Annotated in this window: 17 protein-coding genes and 1 other RNA gene; 6 read left to right on the forward strand and 12 right to left on the reverse strand. The window is 59.3% G+C overall.

The features are described from left to right. Positions 1–28: 28 nt before the first annotated feature. From AC097L_RS12765 to gyrA, 12 genes are all read right to left on the reverse strand, one after another. Entirely contained in the window at positions 29–508 is a 480-nt protein-coding gene (locus AC097L_RS12765) for a DUF1993 domain-containing protein (RefSeq protein WP_479586812.1), read from the reverse strand. A gap of 3 nt (positions 509–511) precedes the next feature. Continuing rightward, positions 512–1,504, reverse strand: coding sequence for an ADP-glyceromanno-heptose 6-epimerase (gene rfaD / locus AC097L_RS12770; RefSeq protein WP_479586813.1), 993 nt, complete (start codon positions 1,502–1,504; stop codon positions 512–514). Continuing rightward, the gene (gene rfaE1 / locus AC097L_RS12775; RefSeq protein WP_479586814.1) at positions 1,501–2,454 is read right to left on the reverse strand and encodes a D-glycero-beta-D-manno-heptose-7-phosphate kinase; all 954 of its coding nucleotides are present in this window, start codon (positions 2,452–2,454) and stop codon (positions 1,501–1,503) included. Before rfaE1 ends, rfaD begins: the two co-directional genes overlap by 4 nt. Continuing rightward, the gene (gene lapB / locus AC097L_RS12780) at positions 2,451–3,593 is read right to left on the reverse strand and encodes a lipopolysaccharide assembly protein LapB (protein ID WP_479586815.1); all 1,143 of its coding nucleotides are present in this window, start codon (positions 3,591–3,593) and stop codon (positions 2,451–2,453) included. The genes rfaE1 and lapB overlap by 4 nt, the downstream gene beginning before the upstream one ends. After that, on the reverse strand, positions 3,583–3,891 hold the full coding sequence (locus AC097L_RS12785) for a LapA family protein (RefSeq protein WP_479586816.1): 309 nt from the start codon (positions 3,889–3,891) through the stop codon (positions 3,583–3,585). Before AC097L_RS12785 ends, lapB begins: the two co-directional genes overlap by 11 nt. Positions 3,892–3,933: 42 nt before the next feature. Then, complete coding sequence (locus tag AC097L_RS12790; RefSeq protein WP_295960997.1) at positions 3,934–4,257, reverse strand: integration host factor subunit beta; 324 nt, start codon at positions 4,255–4,257, stop codon at positions 3,934–3,936. 138 nt (positions 4,258–4,395) lie between these two features. Beyond that, a complete protein-coding gene (rpsA, locus tag AC097L_RS12795) occupies positions 4,396–6,078 on the reverse strand; it encodes a 30S ribosomal protein S1 (protein WP_092761519.1) in 1,683 nt (560 codons plus the stop codon). A gap of 152 nt (positions 6,079–6,230) precedes the next feature. Then, positions 6,231–8,252 (reverse strand): bifunctional 3-phosphoshikimate 1-carboxyvinyltransferase/cytidylate kinase, encoded by a 2,022-nt coding sequence (locus AC097L_RS12800; protein ID WP_479586817.1) that lies wholly within the window; start codon positions 8,250–8,252, stop codon positions 6,231–6,233. Then, positions 8,252–9,130: a prephenate dehydrogenase gene (locus AC097L_RS12805; protein ID WP_479586818.1), complete on the reverse strand. Its 879-nt coding sequence runs from the start codon at positions 9,128–9,130 to the stop codon at positions 8,252–8,254. Before AC097L_RS12805 ends, AC097L_RS12800 begins: the two co-directional genes overlap by 1 nt. 11 nt (positions 9,131–9,141) lie before the next feature. After that, complete coding sequence (gene pheA / locus AC097L_RS12810; protein ID WP_479586819.1) at positions 9,142–10,248, reverse strand: prephenate dehydratase; 1,107 nt, start codon at positions 10,246–10,248, stop codon at positions 9,142–9,144. 3 nt (positions 10,249–10,251) lie between these two features. Then, positions 10,252–11,367 (reverse strand): 3-phosphoserine/phosphohydroxythreonine transaminase, encoded by a 1,116-nt coding sequence (serC, locus tag AC097L_RS12815; RefSeq protein ID WP_479586820.1) that lies wholly within the window; start codon positions 11,365–11,367, stop codon positions 10,252–10,254. 79 nt (positions 11,368–11,446) lie between these two features. Then, positions 11,447–14,137: a DNA gyrase subunit A gene (gene gyrA, locus AC097L_RS12820; protein WP_479586821.1), complete on the reverse strand. Its 2,691-nt coding sequence runs from the start codon at positions 14,135–14,137 to the stop codon at positions 11,447–11,449. 227 nt (positions 14,138–14,364) lie between these two features. On the opposite strand from gyrA, the gene ompA reads away from it, so the two are divergent. The 6 genes from ompA to AC097L_RS12850 all read left to right on the forward strand — a co-directional run bounded on the left by ompA (position 14,365) and on the right by AC097L_RS12850 (position 19,415). Continuing rightward, entirely contained in the window at positions 14,365–15,012 is a 648-nt protein-coding gene (gene ompA / locus AC097L_RS12825; protein WP_479586822.1) for an outer membrane protein OmpA, read from the forward strand. Between the two features lie 132 nt (positions 15,013–15,144). Continuing rightward, a complete protein-coding gene (gene ubiG / locus AC097L_RS12830) occupies positions 15,145–15,852 on the forward strand; it encodes a bifunctional 2-polyprenyl-6-hydroxyphenol methylase/3-demethylubiquinol 3-O-methyltransferase UbiG (RefSeq protein WP_479586823.1) in 708 nt (235 codons plus the stop codon). Positions 15,853–15,860: 8 nt separating this feature from the next. Continuing rightward, positions 15,861–16,529 carry an HAD-IA family hydrolase gene (locus AC097L_RS12835; RefSeq protein ID WP_479586824.1) on the forward strand — a complete coding sequence of 223 codons (669 nt, stop codon included), beginning with the start codon at positions 15,861–15,863 and terminating at the stop codon, positions 16,527–16,529. Between the two features lie 20 nt (positions 16,530–16,549). After that, positions 16,550–16,938: a transfer-messenger RNA gene (ssrA, locus tag AC097L_RS12840) on the forward strand. 236 nt (positions 16,939–17,174) lie between these two features. Continuing rightward, positions 17,175–18,395: a tyrosine-type recombinase/integrase gene (locus AC097L_RS12845; RefSeq protein WP_479586825.1), complete on the forward strand. Its 1,221-nt coding sequence runs from the start codon at positions 17,175–17,177 to the stop codon at positions 18,393–18,395. Positions 18,396–18,713: 318 nt separating this feature from the next. After that, a complete protein-coding gene (locus tag AC097L_RS12850; protein WP_479586826.1) occupies positions 18,714–19,415 on the forward strand; it encodes a hypothetical protein in 702 nt (233 codons plus the stop codon). The last annotated feature ends 338 nt before the right edge of the window (positions 19,416–19,753 follow it).

Below are 19,753 nucleotides of genomic sequence, written 5' to 3' on the forward strand. Positions count from 1 at the left end.
CGCTAGTAGCTATGAATTACATAGTGGACTATCTGTACTGGTGCCAGCCGTCAAAGTCGGCCTTGCCCAGCGGCACGCCTTGTTGGCGCAGCAGGGCGTAGGCGCTGGTGAGGTGGAAGAAGAAATTGGGCAGGGCGTATTGCGACAAAAATTCCGCCCCTGGCAGGGCCACCGTGGCTTGGCCTGCCTGGTCGGTGCACATGCGCTGGGCGCTGTCGGCCATCTGGGCCGGGGTCAGCGCGGCCAGAAAGGCCTGGGCGCGGTCGATGCGGGCGTGCAGGTCGGCAAACGTGGCGCTGCCCTGGCCAAACGGCGGCACCGCAAGCCCGGCCAAAGGGGCGCAGGCACGCAGACTGAACTGGGTGGCAATGTCGACCTGCAGTCCCAGCGGCAGCATGTCCGGCACCAGCCGCGCCTGCAGGTCGCAGCCCTGGGCCGCGCCCGTATCCACCATCCTGGCAAGTTGGCCCAGGTAGCGTTGGAAGACGGGGACACTGGCAGCGTACATGGCTCAGCCCTGCAACAATGTCTGCACGTAGCGCGTCACCCCCGTGTGCACGTCGGCAAACGCGTGGTCGCAGCCCGTGCTGCGCAGCGCTGTTAGGTCGGCCTGGGTGTAGCACTGGTATTTGCCGCGCAGCGCGTCGGGGAAGGGCACGTATTCGAGCAGGCCGGTGCTGGCGGCATCCGCCAGGCTGACAGGCTGGCTGTGCAGTGCATTCACGACAGCGTGGGCGATATCGTTGAACGGCTGGGCCTTACCGGTACCCAGGTTGAAGATGCCGGACTTTTCGGGGTGGTCGAAGAACCACAGGTTCACCGCCACCACGTCGTCAATGAAGACGAAGTCGCGCATCTGTCCGCCCTGCGGGTAGCCGCCGTATTCGCCAAACAGCTTGACCTTGCCTTCGGCCTTGAACTGGTTGAACTGGTGAAACGCCACGCTGGCCATGCGGCCCTTGTGCTGCTCGCGCGGGCCGTAGACGTTGAAGTAGCGAAAACCCACCACCTGGTGCGGGTTGCGGTCGAAGCTGCTGCCGCACAGCAGGCGCATGCGCTGGTCGAACAGCAGCTTGGAGTAGCCGTAGACGTTGAGCGGGCGTTCGAACTCGGGTGTTTCTACGAAGCTGGCAGACCCGCCGTAGGTGGCTGCGGACGAGGCGTACAGCAGGCGCGTGCCCTGGGCGTGGCAGGCATCGAACAGCTTGCACGACAGGGTGTAGTTGTTGTCCATCATGTACTTGCCGTTCATTTCCATGGTGTCGCTGCACGCGCCTTCGTGGAACACGGCCTCGACCTTGCCGTAGGCACCCTGGGCAAAGCGCTCGTAAAAGCTGTCGGCATCCACGTAGTCGGCAACTGCCAAGTCGGCCAGGTTGCGGTATTTGTCGCCCTGGGTCAGGTCATCTACCGCAATGATGTCGGTGATGCCGCGTGCGTTCAGGCCTTTGACGAGGTTGCTGCCGATGAAGCCAGCGGCTCCGGTGACGACGATGCGGGTCATAGCGAATCCTTCACAAACAATTCTTCATAGCTGACGGTGGCTGTGCCGAATTTACCCACCACCACGCTGCCCGCCCGGTTGGCCAGCGGCATGGCTTCGCGCAGGCTCAGGCCCGCGGCCACCAGGGCGGCCATGGTGGCAATCACCGTGTCACCTGCGCCGGTCACGTCGAATACCTCCAGGGCCTGGGCGCTGGCGTGCAGCTCGCCCGCGTCGTCATACAGCGTCATGCCTTCTTCACTGCGGGTGACCAGCAGGGCTTCCAGCTTCAGCTCTTTGCGCAGGTTTTGTGCCTTGGTGCGCAGCTGTTCTTCGCTGCTCCAGCTGCCCACCACCTGCTGCAGCTCGGCGCGGTTGGGGGTGATGACGCTGGCCTGGCTGTAGCGTGAGTAGTCGCTGCCCTTGGGGTCGATCAGGATCTTTTTGCCGCTGGCCAGTGCCAGGGCAATCATGTCGCCCACATGGGCCAGCCCGCCCTTGCCATAGTCGGAAAACAGCACGGCCTGGTGCGCGGGCAGCAGGGTGGCGAAGGTGGCGGACTGGGATGCCAGAATTTCACTCTTGGGCGTGTTCTCGAAGTCTAGCCGCAGCAGCTGTTGCTGGCGGCCAATCACCCGCAGTTTTACGGTGGTTTGCAGCTCGGCATCGCGGCCAAAGTAAGGGCGGATGCCGGTCTGGGCAACCAGCTTTTCCAGCTTGTGGCTGGCATCGTCGTCACCCACCACCGTCAGCAAGGAGGCCTGTGCGCCCAGCGACACGATGTTGTAGGCTACGTTGGCCGACGCGCCCATGCGCTCTTCTTCGCGCGTCACGCGCACCACCGGCACCGGCGCTTCCGGGCTGATGCGGTCCACCGCGCCGTACCAGTAGCGGTCCAGCATGGCATCGCCGACCACCAGCACCTGGGCCTGGGCCATCTGTTCACGGGAGAGAGTAGATAGTTTTGTCATAGTTCTTCTACTCGGCGGGCGGGGTAACTGTCCCAGGCTTGGCAGCCGGGGCATTGCCAAAAATGCTGTTTCGCCTCGAAGCCGCAGGCGGCGCAGCGGTAGCGCTTCAAGGGGTTGGCGGCGTGGTCCAGGGCGCGCTGGATCTGGGGGTGGAATTCTTCGTGTTCAAGCTTTTCCCCGGCGATCCAGCGGGCCGCGGCCACCAGGGATTGCTCGCGCTCCAGGTGCTGGATGTAGCGCATGCGCACGTCGGCCATGGGGGTGCCGGAGCGCAGTTGCAGGCCGAGGATGGCTTCCAGCACGTCCAGCGATGCGCTGTGGGCGTAGCTGGCTTCTAGCAGCCCCAGGGCTGGTTCGGTGAGCCCCGCGGCGGTGGCAATGGTGGCCATCCGCTCTGCTACCAAAGGTATAGCTGCTGGTGCAGATTCCGCCAGCGCTAGAAGGGTTTTGAAGGCTTCATCCAACTGGCCTGCCTGGTGCTGCAAGATGGCCAGGTCGATGCGCGGCCGGGCGGCTTGGGGGGCGACGGAAATGGCTGTTTCCAGCAGGCCTTGGGCGGCCTCTGGCTGGGCGGCGGCCTGTTCGCACAGGTAGTGCGACTGGCGGCCGCTGAAGCTGCCCTGGCCTGCGGATTCCAGCTTGTGGGCGATCTCGGACGCATCGGGCCAGTCGCGCGAGCGCTCGTAGATCGACAGCAGGGCCAGGCGGCTTTGGGCCTCGTAGGCCGTGCCTTCGAGCTTGCGCAGGGCTTCTTCGGCACGGTCAAGCAAACCGGCTTTCAGAAAGTCTTGCGCCAGCGCGTGCTGGGAGCGGTCGCGGTCGGCAGCGCTCAGATCGCCGCGCGACAGCAGGTGCTCGTGCACGCGCACGGCGCGCTCGGTCTCGCCCCGGCGGCGAAACAGGTTGCCCAGAGCAAAGTGCAGCTCAGAGGTGTCGGGGTCTTTTTGCACCGCCTCGATGAAGGCGTCAATGGCCTTGTCCTGCTGCTCGTTGAGAAGGTAGTTCAGGCCCTTGAAATAGGCCTTGGGAGCCAGGCGGTTATCCAGGCGCAGTTGCCGAAAATCCCACCGCGATGCCAGCCAGCCCAGCACAAAGGCGATGGGCAGGCCCAGCAAAATCCAACTGAGGTCAAAGTCCATGGGGTGGGGCAATGGGTTCCGTGCGGGGGGTGTCGGGGGTGGCAGGTGGCGGCAGCGGCTGTTGGGCCTTTTTGGCAACCACACGGTGCTTCCACCAGCGCGGCACCATGCCCAGAATACCCAGGGCCAGCCCGGCGGCGAAGGCACTCAGGACGAGCAGCACCATGGGCGCGCGCCATTGCGTGCCAAAGAAAAAGTGCACCACCGCGTCTTGCTGGTTATTCAACGCAAAGGCAAACAGGGTAAAAAAAATGGCTGCCTTAAGTAACCACTTAAGCAGCCGGACCAAATTCTTCATGGGTGTCCTCCATCGTCTGGGCATTCTATCCAGGCAAAAATCTCATTCTCGGGATTCGCGCAGTTCGCGTGCCTCGATCTCGGCGGTGTGCAGGTCTACGGCTTCGCGCAGGGCCTTGCCCGGTTTGAAGTGGGGCACGCGTTTTTCGGGGATGGCCACGCTTTCGCCGCTGCGCGGGTTGCGGCCCATGCGCGGCGGGCGGCGGTTGATGGAGAAGCTGCCAAATCCTCGTATCTCCACCCGGTGCCCGCGCACCAGCGCGTCCCCCACGGCATCCAGAATGGTTTTCACGGCGTGCTCGGCATCGCGGTGGGTCAATTGGCTGAATCGGGCGGCCAGTTCTTCAACAAGGTCGGATCGGGTCATGGAGGGGTGTGGTTTCAAAAAGATTTGCGCAATGCACCCTGTGGATAGAGAGAATTGCGCAAAACCTGTTGGCTTATAAATAAAGCCGACCCGCTCGCCCCTGCGAGTCGGATCGGCCTGGCACTAGACAGTCGACAATTAATTATTGTTGTCCAGCTTGGCGCGCAGCAGTGCGCCCAGGCTGGTGGTGCCAGCGTTTTCGCGGGCCGAAGCCTGGCTCAGTGCAGCCATGGCTTCGCCTTGGTCGGCAGCGTCCTTGGCCTTGATCGACAGCTGGATGTTGCGGGTCTTGCGATCCACATTGACCACCACAGCGGTGACTTCGTCGCCTTCTTTCAGCACGTTGCGTGCGTCTTCGACGCGGTCACGGCTGATTTCGGAAGCGCGCAGGTAACCGATGATGTCTTCACCCAGATCGATTTCAGCGCCACGGGCATCCACGGTCTTGACCTTGCCGGTCACGATCTGGCCCTTGTCGTTGATGGTGGTGAAGGTGGTGAACGGATCGCTGTCGAGCTGTTTGATGCCCAAAGAGATGCGTTCGCGGTCCACGTCCACGGCCAATACGATGGCTTCGACTTCTTGGCCCTTCTTGTAGTTACGCACGGCGGCTTCGCCGGTTTCGTTCCAAGACAGGTCAGACAAATGCACCAGGCCGTCGATACCGGCAGCCAGGCCGACGAACACGCCGAAGTCGGTGATCGACTTGATCGGGCCCTTGACGCGGTCGCCACGCTTGGTGTCTTGCGCGAATTCTTGCCATGGGTTGGCCTTGCACTGCTTCATGCCCAGGCTGATGCGGCGCTTGTCTTCGTCGATTTCCAGAACCATGACTTCGACTTCGTCGCCCAGCGAAACCAGCTTGGCGGGAGCGATGTTCTTGTTGGTCCAGTCCATCTCGGACACGTGCACAAGGCCTTCGATGCCGGGTTCGAGTTCCACAAATGCACCGTAGTCGGCGATGTTGGTGATCTTGCCGAACAGACGGGTCGACTGGGGGTAGCGGCGGTTTACGCCCATCCATGGGTCGTCGCCCATTTGCTTCAGACCCAGCGAGACACGGTTCTTTTCGGTGTCGAACTTGAGGATCTTGGCGGTGATTTCCTGACCAGCCGTCACCACTTCCGATGGATGGCGAACGCGGCGCCATGCCATGTCGGTGATGTGCAGCAGGCCGTCAATGCCGCCCAGGTCCACGAACGCACCGTATTCGGTGATGTTCTTGACCACGCCATGCACCACGGAGCCTTCTTTCAGGGTTTCCATCAGCTTGGCGCGTTCTTCGCCCATCGACGCTTCGACCACAGCGCGGCGCGACAACACGACGTTGTTGCGCTTGCGGTCCAGCTTGATGACCTTGAATTCCATGGTCTTGTTCTCGTAGGGAGACAAGTCCTTGATGGGGCGGGTGTCGATCAGCGAACCGGGCAGGAATGCGCGGATGCCGTTGACCAGAACGGTCAGGCCGCCCTTGACCTTGCCGGAGGTGGTGCCGGTAACGAATTCGCCGGATTCCAGGGATTTCTCCAGGGACATCCAGGAAGCCAGGCGCTTGGCGGTGTCACGGCTGACGATGGTGTCGCCGTAGCCGTTTTCGATCGCAACGATGGCCACCGAAATGAATTCGCCAACTTGGACTTCCACTTCGCCCTTGTCGGTCTTGAACTCTTCCAGCGGCACGTAGGCTTCGGATTTGAGGCCAGCGTTAACGACCACAAAGCTGTGTTCGATACGGATGACTTCGGCGGTGACGACTTCACCAATGCGCGTTTCCGTGCGGGTTAGCGATTCGGCAAAGAGGTCTGCAAATGATTCTGACATGGTTTTCCTAGTCCACAGCACAGGGTTGGCGGGTGCGGAATTGCACCTGCGTTGGGGTCTGGTGTGGCGGTTTGGCGGTCGGGGGACCACCGGGGTTACAGGGTTAAAAACCACTCGGCTGAAGCAGCAGAGTGGGCTCTTGGTGGTGCCGTTTAGCTGTGGCCAAACGGCTGCTTGCTTTGCCACCACTCCAACACCTGGTCTACCGATGTTTCGATCGACATGTCAGAGTTGTCCAGCAGCAAGGCATCTTGTGCGGGCTTGAGTGGCGCAGCCACACGGGAGGAGTCCCGTGCGTCGCGCGCTTCCAAGTCAGCGCGAAGGTCTTCAAGTGTAGTCGAAATTCCCTTTGAAATCAATTGCTTATACCGCCGTTCTGCGCGCTTGGCGGCGGTGGCGGTCAAGTACACCTTCAAAGGGGCATCGGGAAAGATCACGGTGCCCATGTCGCGCCCGTCGGCCACCAGTCCGGGCAGCCGCCGAAAGCTGTGCTGCAGGGCCACCAAGGCCAGCCGGACCGCGGGCAGGGCGGACACTTTAGAGGCATTCATGCCGGCTTCTTCGGTGCGGATGGCCTCCGACACATCAGATTCGCCCAGCCAAACCTTGCCGTCCACAAAACGCACTGGCAGGGTTTGGGCCAGGGTGGCGATGGCGGTTTCATCGGCGGTGGAAATCACCAGACCCGCGCGCAGCGCAGCCAGGGCGGTGATGCGGTACATCGCGCCCGAGTCCAGAAAGTGGTAGCCCAGGCGCGTGGCCAGGGCGGCAGCGACCGTGCCCTTGCCCGAAGCGGTGGGGCCGTCGATGCACAGCACGGGGATGTGGGCGGTGGCGGTGTGCGACAACGCCAGCAAGGCCTCAAAATAATCGGGGAAGGTCTTGGCGACGCATTTCGGGTCTTCAATGCGTACCGGTATCTGGGACGGGTTGAAGGCCGCCAGCGAGAAGCACATGGCCACCCGGTGGTCGTCGTAGGTGTGGATGCTGGCGGCTTTCCACGCGGTGGGGGACATAGGTGGGGTAATGCGGATGAAATCCGGCCCTTCCTCCACCGTGGCCCCCAGCTTGCGCAATTCGTTTGCCATGGCCGCGATGCGGTCGGTTTCCTTGACGCGCCAGCTGGCAATGTTGCGCAGCGTGGTCGTGCCATCGGCGTACAGCGCCATCACCGCCAGCGTCATGGCGGCATCGGGGATGTGGTTGCAGTCCAGGTCGATGGCTTTCAGCGGCCAACTGCCCCGGCTAATTTCGAGCCAGTTCGGACCGCTGACGACGTTGGTGCCCATTTGCTCGGCGGCTTCGACAAAGCGGATGTCGCCCTGGATGGAAGCTGCCCCCACGCCTTCAATCCGGATTTTTGAATCAAAAGTGCCACTAGCGCAAGTAGCTATTGCGCCTAATGCTATGAAATAACTAGCAGAAGAGGCGTCGGCCTCGACATGGATGTCGCCTGGCGACTGGTAGCGGCTACCGGCAGGAATGGTGAAACGGGCCCAGCCCTCGCGCTGCACGGCAATGCCAAAGCGCGCCAGCAGGTTCAGCGTGATCTCGATGTAGGGCTTGGAGATCAGCTCGCCCACCACGTCGATCACCACGTCTCGTTGGGCTACCAGTGGCAGGGCCATCAGCAGAGCGGTCAAAAACTGGCTGGACACATCGCCGCGCACGCGGATGGGCGCATTCAGCGTAAGTGTGGGTTGGCCGATGCGCAGCGGCGGATAGCCATCCTGCCCGGTGTAGTCGATCTGGCAGCCGAGCTGGCGCAGGGCATCGACCAGGTCGCCAATGGGGCGTTCGTGCATGCGCGGCACGCCGTGCAAAGTGAAGTCGCCGCCCAGCACGGCCAGTGCTGCCGTTAGCGGGCGGATGGCGGTGCCCGCGTTGCCCATGAACAGGTCGGCCTGGGTGGCTTTTAACTGCCCGGCCAACCCGTCGATCTCTACCGTGTTGCCGTTCCCGTGGTTATGGCGGATGCCGCAACCCAGCGTAGCCAGCGCGGCCAGCATGACTTTGGTGTCGTCCGAGTCCAGCAGGTCGTGCACGCGGGTAGTGCCGCCGCTCAGAGCGGCCAGCAGCAGCACGCGGTTGGAAATGCTTTTGGAACCAGGCAGCACCACGGTACCAGAGGCGCTGTCCAGCGGGGGGAGATCAAGAAAGGGGGTGGCAAACATCAGGTCTTTGGTTTCAGGGAGGCCATGCTCCAATCGGCACGGCTGTCGCTGGCGCGCTCCAGCATGCCCACCAGCGCGTCTACATCGTTGGCGTTGATCATGGCTTCCATGCTTTGCAAGGTACGTTGGAAGATTTGCGACTGGGCCAGCAGCTCTTCTTTGTTGGCCAGCAAAATGTCGCGCCACATGTGCGGGTCGGACGCGGCAATGCGGGTGAAATCGCGAAAGCCCGGCCCGGCCAGGGCCAGGTATTCCTGCCCCTGCGGCTGGCTGACCAGGCCGTGCATCATGGCAAAGGCGATCAGGTGCGGCAAATGGCTGACGGCGGCAAATGCGGCATCGTGGTGCTCGGGCGACATTTGCAGCACGTTGCAGCCCAGTGCCGTCCAGACCTCTTGCGCCTGCGCCAACTGCTGCGGCAGGGTGCGGTCGATGGGTGTCAGGATGACGTTCTTGCCGGTGTAGAGATGCGGGTCGGCAAACTCCACACCCGAAACCTCTTTGCCGGTGATCGGGTGGGCGGGCACAAAGGAGCCTACCTGCTCGCGCAGCGCCCGGCGGGCGGCATCCACCACGTCGCGCTTGGTGGAGCCCACGTCCATCACCAGGGTGGTGGGGGTGATCAGGTGCTTGATGGCCTTGAAGGTGTTTTCGGTGGCGGCCACCGGCACGGCCAACAATACGATGTCAGCACCCGACACAGCCAGCAGGGCCGAGGGGGCTTCGATGTCGATCACGCCGAGTTGGCGGGCTTTGCTGGTGGTGGACGGTGACTTGCTGTAACCCACCACGCGTTTCACCAGCCCGGCTTTTTTCAGCGCCAGCGCGAAAGAGCCGCCCATCAGGCCGCAGCCTATCAGTCCGAGTTGTTCAAACATGGGTGCTGCTTTCAGGAGCCGACCGGGTAGGTGCCCAGTACTTTGAAGAAGGCGCACAGCGCGCGCAGCTTTTGCAGCGCCTTGGCGACGTGGGGCTGCGAAGGGTGGCCGTCCAGGTCGATATAGAAGTAGTAGTCCCACTGGCCGGTGCGGGCCGGGCGGGATTCAAAGCGCGTCATGGACACGCCGTTGGTTTTTAGCGGCACCAGCAAATCGTGCATGGCGCCCGGTTTGTTGGGCACGGATACCACCAGGCTGGTGCAGTCCTTGCCCGACGCGGGCGGCGTGGCCAGGGTTTGCGGCAGGCAGATGACGGCGAAGCGGGTGCGGTTATAGGCATCGTCCTGTACCGCGTGGGCCACGATGTGCAGGCCAAACTGCGAGGCGGCGCGTTCGCTGGCCAGAGCCGCCCAGGCCGGGTTGGTGGCGGCCAGCCGCGCGCCTTCAGCATTGCTGGAGACGGCTCGACGCTCGGCATGGGGCAGGTGCTGGGTCAGCCAGGCCTGGCACTGGGCCAGCGCTTGGGGGTGGGCCATGACCACGTCGATGTGCTCGCGCGAATTGGTCTGGCGCAGCAGGTTGTGGCGCACCAGCAGGCTGACTTCGCCCACCACGTGCACAGGCGAGTGCAAAAACAGATCGAGCGAGCGGGCCACCACGCCTTCGGTGGAGTTCTCAATTGCCACCACGCCGTACTGCACGGTACCTGCGGCGGTAGTGTGGAAGACTTCGTCGAAATTGGCGCAGTACAGCAGCTCGGCGGCGCTGCCAAAGAATTCGACGGCGGCTTGTTCGGTAAAGGTGCCTTCCGGGCCCAGCACGGCCACGCGCTGGGGCGCTTCCAGGGCCAGGCAGGCCGACATGATCTCGCGCCACACGGCGGCCACATGCTGGTTTTTCAGCGGGCCGGGGTTGGATTGCTGGATCTTTTCAATCACCTGGGCCACGCGGTCGGGTCGAAAGAAGGGCGAGCCTTCGCGGCGTTTGATGTCGCCCACCTGCTCGGCCACTTCAGCGCGGTGGTTGAGCAGGGCCAGCAGATCCTGGTCTATTTTGTCGATCTTGACCCGCAGGTCGGCCAGACCAGGGGTGGCGGAGGGCGGTGTTACGGCGGTCATGGATCAGGCCTGGCTCTTTTCAAATGCGTGCATGTAGTCCACCAGCGCCTGCACACCCGCCAGCGGCATGGCGTTGTAGATGCTGGCCCGCATGCCGCCGACCGACTTGTGGCCCTTGAGCTGAAGCAAGCCGCGTGCCTTGGCACCTTCTAAAAAGGCATCGTTGCGGCTCTCATCGCGCAGAAAGAAAGGCACGTTCATGCGCGAGCGGCAGTCTGCATCCACCTTGTTGAAGTACAACTGCGACTGGTCGATGGCCTGGTACAGCAGCGCGGCTTTGGCGGTGTTGCGGTGTTCCATGGCGGCTATGCCGTGCAACTCGCCTTGGGCGCCTTCGGTTTGGTGTTTGAGCCACTGAAAGGTGAGTCCGGCGATATAGATGGCGTAGGTGGGCGGCGTGTTGTACATCGACTGGTTGTCGGCCACCGTTTCGTAGTTGAAGGCGCTGGGGCAAATGTCCAGAGCGTGGCCCAGCAGATCCTCGCGTACCACCACCACGGTCAGGCCGGCGGGGCCGAGATTTTTTTGCGCACCGCCAAAGGCCAGGCCGACCTTGCTCCAATCCATGCTGCGCGAGGCCACGTGGGACGAGAAGTCGACGACCAGCGGGGCCTTAGAGCCCAGCGCCTGCAGATCCGGCAGGGTTTGGAACTCCACGCCGTCTATGGTTTCATTGCCGCAGATGTGCACGTAGCTGGCATCGGCGCTCAGGTCCCAGCTGGCCGGGTCGGGCAGGCGGGTGTAGCCGGTGGCTTCGGTGCTGGCAGCGGTATGCACGGCCGCGTACTTACGCGCCTCTTTTTGCGACTTGTTGCTCCAACTGCCGGTGACTACGCAATCGACCTTGCCACCCCGCGACAGATTCAGTGGCACGATGGCGTTTTCGCCCAGGCCACCGCCTTGCATGAACAGAATCTTGAACTCGGTCGGCACGGACATCAGGGCGCGGAAATCGGCCTTGGTTTGCGCGTAAATCGACAGAAATTCTTTGCCCCGGTGGCTCATTTCCATCACGCCCATGCCGCTACCGTGCCAGTCCAGCATTTCAGCGGCGGCCTGGGTCAAGACTTCTTCAGGAATGGCGGCAGGGCCAGCGGAAAAGTTGAAGGGGCGTGTCATGCAATTTCTTAAGGTTTTTAGGCCTCTAGCGCAGATTCCACCTGCACTAGATGCTACTAAATTTATAGTACTGGAGGTTTTACACTTCAGGGGTGCCGGGGGGCGAGCCGTCGCTGCCCGCATCGTCGTTGGCCTCACCCGTCTGATCCGCCTCGTCCGCTTCGTCCGCTTCGGCAGCGGCCACGATGGCATCGTTTTCCACAATCCGCTGCAGGCCGCTGAGCTTGGAGCCTTCGTCCAGGCCGATCAGGGTCACGCCCTGGGTGGCGCGGCCGAGTTCGCGGATTTCGCTGACGCGGGTGCGTACCAGCACGCCCTTGTCGGTGATCAGCATGATTTCGTCGTCGGCATGCACCAGGGTGGCGGCTACCACGCGGCCATTGCGCTCGGTTTGCTGGATGGCGATCATGCCCTTGGTGCCACGGCCATGGCGGGTGTATTCGGTGATGCTGGTGCGCTTGCCAAAACCGTTCAGGGTGGCGGTGAGTACGCTTTGCAGTTCGTCTTCGGCGACCAGCATGGCGATCACGCCCTGGCCTTCGTCGAGCATCATGCCGCGCACGCCGCGGGCGTTGCGGCCCATGGGGCGCACATCGTTTTCGTCAAAGCGCACGGCCTTGCCACCGTCGCTGAACAGCATCACATCGTGCTGGCCGTCGGTCAGGGCGGCACCAATCAGGAAGTCGCCCGGGTCCAGGTCCACGGCAATGATGCCGGCCTTGCGCGGGTTGCTGAAGTCGGTGAGCGGGGTCTTTTTGACCGTGCCCATGCTGGTGGCCATGAAGACGTACTGGTCGGCGGGGAAGGTCCGCTTTTCACCGGTCAGTGCCAGCACCACGTTGATTTTTTCGCCCTCTTGCAGCGGGAACATGTTGACGATGGGGCGGCCCCGCGAACCACGCGAACCCTGTGGCACTTCCCAGACCTTGAGCCAGTACAGGCGGCCACGGTTGCTGAAGCACAGGATGTAGTCGTGTGTATTGGCGATGAAGAGCTGGTCCACCCAGTCGTCTTCTTTGGTGGCCGTGGCCTGCTTGCCGCGCCCGCCGCGCTTTTGCGCCCGGTATTCGGAGAGCGGTTGGCTCTTGATGTAGCCACTGTGCGACAAGGTCACCACCATGTCGGTCGGCGTGATCAGGTCTTCGGTGCTGAGGTCAAACGAGCTGTATTCCACCAAACTGCGGCGTGCACCCAGCTTGGTCTGGCCGAATTCGAGCTTGATGGCAGTGAGTTCTTCGCCAATGATGGCTGAGACGCGCTCGGGCTTGGCCAGGATGTCGAGGAAGTCTTCGATCTCGGACATCACCTCTTTGTATTCAGCGACGATCTTGTCCTGCTCCAGCCCGGTCAGGCGTTGCAGACGCATCTGCAAAATCTCTTGGGCTTGCACTTCAGACAGGCGGTACAGGCCGTCGTTGCCCATGCCGAGTTCTTTGTCCAGGCCGTCGGGGCGGTAGTCGTCCACATTGACCATGCCACCGTCAGCACGGGTGCGGGTCAGCATTTCGCGCACCAGCTTGCTATCCCAGGGGCGGGCCATCAGCTCGACCTTGGCCACCGGGGGCGTGGGCGCGTTGCGGATGATGGCAATGAAGTCGTCGATATTTGCCAGCGCGACGGCCAGGCCTTCCAACACATGGCCGCGTTCGCGGGCCTTGCGCAGGTTGTAGATGGTGCGGCGGGTGACGACTTCGCGGCGGTGCTCCAGGAAGACCTCGATCAGGTCCTTCAGGTTGCACAGCTTGGGCTGGCCGTTGACCAGCGCCACCATGTTCATGCCGAAGGTGTCTTGCAGCTGGGTCTGTTTGTACAGGTTGTTCAGCACCACTTCGGGCACTTCGCCGCGCTTGAGCTCAATGACTAGGCGCATGCCGGACTTGTCGGACTCGTCCTGGATGTGGCTGATGCCTTCGATCTTCTTTTCGTGTACCAGCTCGGCCATGCGCTCTTGCAAGGTCTTTTTGTTGCACTGGTAGGGCAGTTCGTCGACGATGATGGCCTGGCGCTGGCCTTTGTCGATGTCTTCAAAGTGGACCTTGGCGCGCATCACCACGCGGCCACGGCCGGTGCGGTAGCCGTCTTTCACGCCATTGATGCCGTAGATGATGCCGGCCGTGGGGAAGTCGGGTGCGGGGATGATCTCCATCAGCTCGTCCACCGTGGCCTGCGGGTTGCGCAGCAGGTGCAGGCAGCCGTCAACTACTTCGTTCAGGTTGTGCGGCGGGATGTTGGTGGCCATACCCACGGCAATGCCGGAGGAGCCGTTGACCAATAGATTAGGGAAGCGCGCGGGCATGACCAGCGGTTCTTGCTCGCTGCCGTCGTAGTTGGGGCCGAAATCGACGGTTTCCTTGTCCAGATCGGCCAGCAACTCGTGGGCGATCTTGGACATGCGGATTTCGGTGTAACGCATGGCGGCGGCGTTGTCGCCATCCACCGAGCCGAAGTTGCCTTGACCATCCACCAGCATGTGGCGCAGGGAGAAGTCCTGCGCCATGCGAACAATAGTCTCATACACCGCGCTGTCGCCGTGGGGGTGGTATTTACCAATTACGTCGCCCACGATACGGGCCGACTTCTTATAAGCGCGGTTCCAGTCGTTATTGAGCTCGTGCATAGCAAACAGCACACGCCGGTGCACGGGCTTGAGACCGTCACGCGCATCAGGGAGGGCCCGGCCCACAATCACGCTCATCGCGTAATCAAGGTAGCTCCGGCGCATTTCCTCTTCAAGACTGATGGGCAAGGTTTCTTTAGCGAACTGGGTCATAGAGAGGCAAACGTCATACAGCGGAGGTCAACTATTTTAGGGCCAAGTGACTGTCGCCACACAGCAACACATGTTCCCCAATGCCTGTGCATACCGCCGTGCATGCCTGTTGTCCTACTCGTTTCCCCTTATGCCTGTGGCACAATTCAATGAACGCCTACCGTGATGGTCACTGTAGGCGTCCCGTTTCGCAGCGCTGCTGCGGCTTTTTCCCCAAGAGGAGAACCATGAAGAAATTGAATAAAGTGGCAATGTTGTTTGCCTCCGCAGCGCTTGTAACCGCCGCGGGTGCTCAGACCGTTGACAACTGGAAAAACGGCACCAACGAGCTGGTCTGGAAAAACGGCACCAACGAACTGTGCTGGCGTGACAACTTCTGGACGCCTGCTACTGCAGCTCCAGGCTGCGACGGCGCTATTGTTCCTCCTGCACCCGCACCAGCACCTATGGCCGCACCAGCGCCTGTAGCGCCTGCCGCAGTGGCACCTGCCCCCGTAGTGGTTGCACCTGTGATGGTTGCCGAGAAGGTTACCTATGCAGCCGATGCATTCTTTGACTTCAACAAGTCTGTGCTGAAGCCAGAAGGCAAAGCCAAGCTGGATGACCTGGTCAGCAAAGTCAAGGGTATCAACTTGGAAGTCATCATTGCTGTGGGTCATACCGACTCCGTGGGTAGCGATGCTTACAACCAGAAGCTGTCGGTGCGCCGCTCTGAGTCTGTGAAGGCTTACCTCGTGTCTAGCGGCATCGAAAAGAACCGTGTGTACACCGAAGGCAAGGGCGAGAAGCAACCTGTTGCAGACAACAAGACTGCCGAAGGCCGTGCCAAGAACCGCCGCGTAGAAATCGAAGTGGTTGGTACGCGCAACAAGTAATTCTTGCGCTGGATGCCGGACCCGTCTGGCTCCCAAAAAAAGCCCCGTGCGTCTTAGCCCACGGGGCTTTTTTATATGTGGTTTTATGCCGTCGTGGAGCAAGCGGTTGTCACAATCTGCGAAAATATTTGTATGACTTCAAGCTTGAATGTTGACCCCGCTGAATTGGCCAAATTCTCCGAACTCGCGCACCGATGGTGGGATCTGGACAGCGAGTTTCGCCCGCTGCACCAGATTAACCCCCTGCGTTTGAACTGGATCGACGGCATTGCGCCCTTGCAGCGCCAGCGGGTGCTGGATATAGGCTGTGGAGGCGGTATTCTGGCCGACTCTATGGCCCGTCGGGGTGCCGAAGTGTTGGGTATCGATTTGTCCACCAAAGCGCTCAAAGTTGCACAACTCCATGCCATGGAAGCCCATACCCCGCATCTGCAATACCGCGAAATCAGCGCAGAAGAGATCGCGGCAGAGCAGCCCAGCAGCTTTGACGTGGTCAGCTGCATGGAAATGCTGGAGCACGTGCCAGACCCTGCATCGGTAGTCCAGGCCTGTGCCGCACTGGTCAAACCTGGTGGCTGGGTGTTTTTTTCGACCATCCACCGCAGCACCAAGGCTTTCCTTATGGCCATCGTAGGTGCGGAATACCTTCTCAACATGTTGCCCCGTGGTACGCATGAGTACGCCAAGATGATCCGCCCCAGTGAATTGGCGGGGCACTGCCGTGTTGCGGGACTGACGCTGCAGCACACCCGTGGCCTGGAGTTCAACCCTTTGACCCAGCGGTATTGGCTCAGCGGCGACACCAGCGTGAACTACATGTTTGCAACCCAAAAGCTGTGACCGCGCGTATGCATCACGCATTCCATGGTATTCGCGCGGTGCTGTTCGATTTGGACGGCACCTTGGTGGACAGTGCGCCAGATCTTGCGGGTGCGGCCGACAAAATGCGTACCGACCGTTCTTTGCCACCTTTTGCACCCAGCCTCTACCGTCCGATGGTGGGTGCGGGTGCCAGAGGCATGCTCGGTGTGGCTTTTGGCATGCAGCCCGATCATCCTGATTTCGCCGCCATGAAGGAAGAGTTCTTTGTGAACTACGAACGCCGCCTGACGCAGCAAACCTATGCGTTTGAAGGGGTGCCTGAATTGCTGGCCCAATTGGTTGTACGTCAGATACCCTGGGGTGTGGTGACGAACAAGTCAGAGCGGTTTGCTGTGCCCCTGACCCAGGCCATGCCCTTGTTTGCCACTGCGGCTGTAATTGTCGGAGGCGATACCACTCCCCATGCCAAACCCCATCCAGAGCCTTTGTTCGAAGCGGCCAGGCGCTTAGGCTTGGCTCCGGAGCATTGCATGTACGTAGGCGATGATGAGCGTGATGTTGTTGCGGGCTTGGCCGCAGGCATGGCGACGGTCGCCGCAGGGTATGGCTATCTGGGTAGCAACGCAGACATCGCCCAATGGGGTGCCCATGCCACCATCCAGTCGCCTCTGGAGTTGCTGCACTGGTTCCCATAAGCCGGGTAAAATAGAAGATTGGGGCTGCACTGGTTTCGACGTGGGTTCGGACGCGCAGCAGGGCATGTCGAGGTTCTGTCACCTCGTAAAACAACAGAAAAAACCTAACTGCAAACGACGAACGTTTCGCACTCGCCGCTTAATTGCGCGTGAGCCTCGCAACAGCAAGCCAATAGGCTGGGCAAGGGTGGTGAAGCCGCAAGGTTTGACCGTCCAGGCTGCGGGGTAACTTCATTTGGCTGGGCGCTCACTGGGTAACTTAGTGAGCTCCGAGAAAATAGGTTGCTGGCGTTTTGCATAGCGTGCCACTGCGCGATGCAAAAGGCGAGACTTAAACCAGACGGCTACACATGTAGAACTGTTCGAAGAAGGCTTGCGGACGGGGGTTCAAATCCCCCCAGCTCCACCATTACAACATCCAAAGGCATCCATTGAAGTTCAATGGATGCCTTTTTTCTTTGTAAATCAATAGCTTATAGTCCACCGACGTCCATGGCTGTCCATTTAAAGCCAGGCGGGATAGGGGGTATATCTGGGGGTATGGCAGTAAAAAAGCTTAGAATTTGGTCGTTTGTACCCCCTTTCCTTCCGGTAAGGCGCCAAAAATAGCTGTCGTACCCCCCACCGATTGGAGCGCTTCCCCTCATGCTGACCGACATTCAATGCCGTAATGCGACTTGTCCAGTAGATCGCAAGCAGGCCCGATTCACGGATTCAGGGGGCATGTATCTGCAAGTCAGCCCCACTGGTTCGAAACGCTGGTTCCTGAAGTACCGTGTTGCTGGAGTTGAAAAGCAACTAGCGCTTGGAAGTTATCCAGATGTTACGCTTACTGCGGCAAGGAAGGCCCGTGACGCGGCGAAGTTGAACAGGTCGGAAGGACGTGATCCTGTACAACTGCGTAAAGTGGCGAAGCTTCGCGGCGCCAGTAGTGCGGGGGAGACGTTCAAGACAGTCGCGCTGGAGTGGTACAAGAAGCAAGTTGATCAGTGGAGCGACAGCCATGCCGAGCGCTCCCTTCGCCAACTCGAGCGTGATCTATTTCCATGGATTGGCGCGCGTCCAATGGCGGAGATTCAGCCCCTTGAATTACTCGCCGCGCTTCACAAGGTCGAGGAGCGGGGGGCTGTGGAAACGGCTGACCGTGAACTCATGCTGTGCCGACAAATCTGGATGTACTGGTTGCCGACTGTCAGTAACCAGCAACGCAACATCACGGAAGGACTGAAGTCACGGCTGACCCCTTATCGCGGCAAGAGCTTCGCCGCCATCGTGGATCCGACGCGCATGGGTGATTTATTGCGAGCTATGCGTGCTTACAAAGGCGGGCTAACGGTGCGCACTGCGCTTCTGCTTGCGCCCATGGTATATCAGCGCCCGGGCAACTTGCGTGACATGGAATGGATCGAGCTCGATCTGGACGCGGGACTTTGGACCATCCCAAGTATGAAGATGAAACGCACGAAGGCCGAAAAAGAGCAGGGCGAGGCGCATATGGTGCCCTTGCCCACCCAGGCCGTCGACCTGTTGCGCAACCTCCATTCATCGACTGGCCATGGACGTTACGTGTTTCCCGGCGAGCGCAGCCACGACCGGCCCATGTCAGATAATTCCGTGCGCAGCGCGCTATATGCCCTGGGCTTTGGTAAGGAACAAAGCTGGCACGGCTTCCGAGCCACTGCCCGCACCATGTTAGTGGATCAGCTTGACCTAGATCCCTTGGCGATTGAAGCTAACTTGGCCCACGCAGTGAAGGACTCGAATGGACGCAGCTATAACCGCACGCAGTATCTGAAGAAACGTTTTGAGCAGGTACAGCAGTGGGCAGATTACCTCGACCACTTGCGTGGAACTATCGGTGTTTAACTATTCAGCCGTCCACTAAGCCAGCGGTTCAACAGTCTACAGCGGTAAATCCGAGCGACTATCATCCATGCATCGAAGAGTTTTTTCTAACCTCAATATTTCTGGGTGCTTCGTTTCCACACTTTGCCTCTTTCTTGAGCTGGCGCGAAATTATTAAACATAATGTCTTAACGTAGTGCTTTTCGCTTTGCATATGTCTTGTCAATAACGTGCTGAGCCTCAGTGGTAATAAGAGGTGAAGGAATAGGTGATGAGACTATCTTAATTTTATTTTTCTCGCAAACCAATTGTTTTTGTTGAATATTATAAATAATAAAAATGAAAATAAAAATTAACTACATAGAACGACAAATTTCTGAAATTCAGAAAGAAGCGAAGGCGATTTTTGAGTCGCTGCCAAATCGATGTAGTTATGAAGAGGCGAAATGTAAGGCTCAAATTTTTATAGATAATTCCAAAACCCTTGATATTTTAGATGCAAAATTATGGAGTCTTTATACAAAAAGAAAAGTAGATTCCTATCTGGCGTGTTTTTATTATATTTGGACGTCGTGTACGATTGCTGAACATCAATTTCCGGACGGAGATCTCGAATTTGCGGAAAAATATCTTGAGATAGCAAGGGTCTATATAGGACATGCTAGAAGTTCTGAAGATAAGATTAAAAGTGATTCTGATTTTCGCAGTAAAAATGCTTGTGCTGGTGGCTTGGCTCGCGTTAAGAATAATACAGAGGTCGTTGTCGCGGAGGCGATAAGATTGTTGACGCAGCCTGACTCGAAAGGTCGTTGGAAGTTTAAAGAGCATGCGATTAACGCTATCATTAATCCCCTGGGAAATTTTATAGATAATCAGAAAAAAGAAAAGGAAAAGAAGAAGGATAAGAAGAAGCTAGGCATTAAGTCGGGCGACTCGTTAAAAAATAGTCTAAGAATATGGTCGAGGAAATATCCAGATTTGCGCACTGCATTTGAAAATGCGAAAATAAAAAGACTGTTTTCTGGGAAAGATAAGAAATAAATACTTTTTAAGACGCTATGGTGGAGTAAAATTCAATAGCTGGGATTACTGCTACTTTGCAATTAGAGTACGCATTAGCTGCCGCAGCAGCCAAATGAGAGCGAGATGTAATGGTTAGAGCTCTTTTTGCATTGCCCAGGACCATCATTAGAGTTTTTAACTTCCCTGGAGTGTAAAAATTTTACTGGATATCCTGTTCGCGTAGTTACACTTTGCATTGATTTATTTTAATAAATCTACACGTCGAGATAGATAATTAGAAAGACGTTGCTAGGTAGGGACGTGCCATCCTTACTTAGCAATATGAGACAGGAATTAACGAGAGCTCCCTGTTTCAC

It is taken from the genome of Rhodoferax sp. RT5P35, from assembly GCF_056521385.1.

Excerpts from the sequence above, each read along its gene's own strand:
- rfaE1 (WP_479586814.1), bottom strand. The coding sequence starts at position 2,454 with ATGACAAAACTATCTACTCTCTCCCGTGAACAGATGGCCCAGGCCCAG.
- rfaD (WP_479586813.1), bottom strand. The coding sequence starts at position 1,504 with ATGACCCGCATCGTCGTCACCGGAGCCGCTGGCTTCATCGGCAGCAAC.
- serC (WP_479586820.1), bottom strand. The coding sequence starts at position 11,367 with ATGACACGCCCCTTCAACTTTTCCGCTGGCCCTGCCGCCATTCCTGAA.
- ompA (WP_479586822.1), top strand. The coding sequence starts at position 14,365 with ATGAAGAAATTGAATAAAGTGGCAATGTTGTTTGCCTCCGCAGCGCTT.
- AC097L_RS12765 (WP_479586812.1), bottom strand. The coding sequence starts at position 508 with ATGTACGCTGCCAGTGTCCCCGTCTTCCAACGCTACCTGGGCCAACTT.
- ubiG (WP_479586823.1), top strand. The coding sequence starts at position 15,145 with ATGACTTCAAGCTTGAATGTTGACCCCGCTGAATTGGCCAAATTCTCC.
- lapB (WP_479586815.1), bottom strand. The coding sequence starts at position 3,593 with ATGGACTTTGACCTCAGTTGGATTTTGCTGGGCCTGCCCATCGCCTTT.
- gyrA (WP_479586821.1), bottom strand. The coding sequence starts at position 14,137 with ATGACCCAGTTCGCTAAAGAAACCTTGCCCATCAGTCTTGAAGAGGAA.
- AC097L_RS12850 (WP_479586826.1), top strand. The coding sequence starts at position 18,714 with ATGAAAATAAAAATTAACTACATAGAACGACAAATTTCTGAAATTCAG.
- pheA (WP_479586819.1), bottom strand. The coding sequence starts at position 10,248 with ATGACCGCCGTAACACCGCCCTCCGCCACCCCTGGTCTGGCCGACCTG.
- AC097L_RS12790 (WP_295960997.1), bottom strand. The coding sequence starts at position 4,257 with ATGACCCGATCCGACCTTGTTGAAGAACTGGCCGCCCGATTCAGCCAA.
- AC097L_RS12845 (WP_479586825.1), top strand. The coding sequence starts at position 17,175 with ATGCTGACCGACATTCAATGCCGTAATGCGACTTGTCCAGTAGATCGC.
- AC097L_RS12785 (WP_479586816.1), bottom strand. The coding sequence starts at position 3,891 with ATGAAGAATTTGGTCCGGCTGCTTAAGTGGTTACTTAAGGCAGCCATT.
- AC097L_RS12835 (WP_479586824.1), top strand. The coding sequence starts at position 15,861 with ATGCATCACGCATTCCATGGTATTCGCGCGGTGCTGTTCGATTTGGAC.
- rpsA (WP_092761519.1), bottom strand. The coding sequence starts at position 6,078 with ATGTCAGAATCATTTGCAGACCTCTTTGCCGAATCGCTAACCCGCACG.
- AC097L_RS12800 (WP_479586817.1), bottom strand. The coding sequence starts at position 8,252 with ATGTTTGCCACCCCCTTTCTTGATCTCCCCCCGCTGGACAGCGCCTCT.
- AC097L_RS12805 (WP_479586818.1), bottom strand. The coding sequence starts at position 9,130 with ATGTTTGAACAACTCGGACTGATAGGCTGCGGCCTGATGGGCGGCTCT.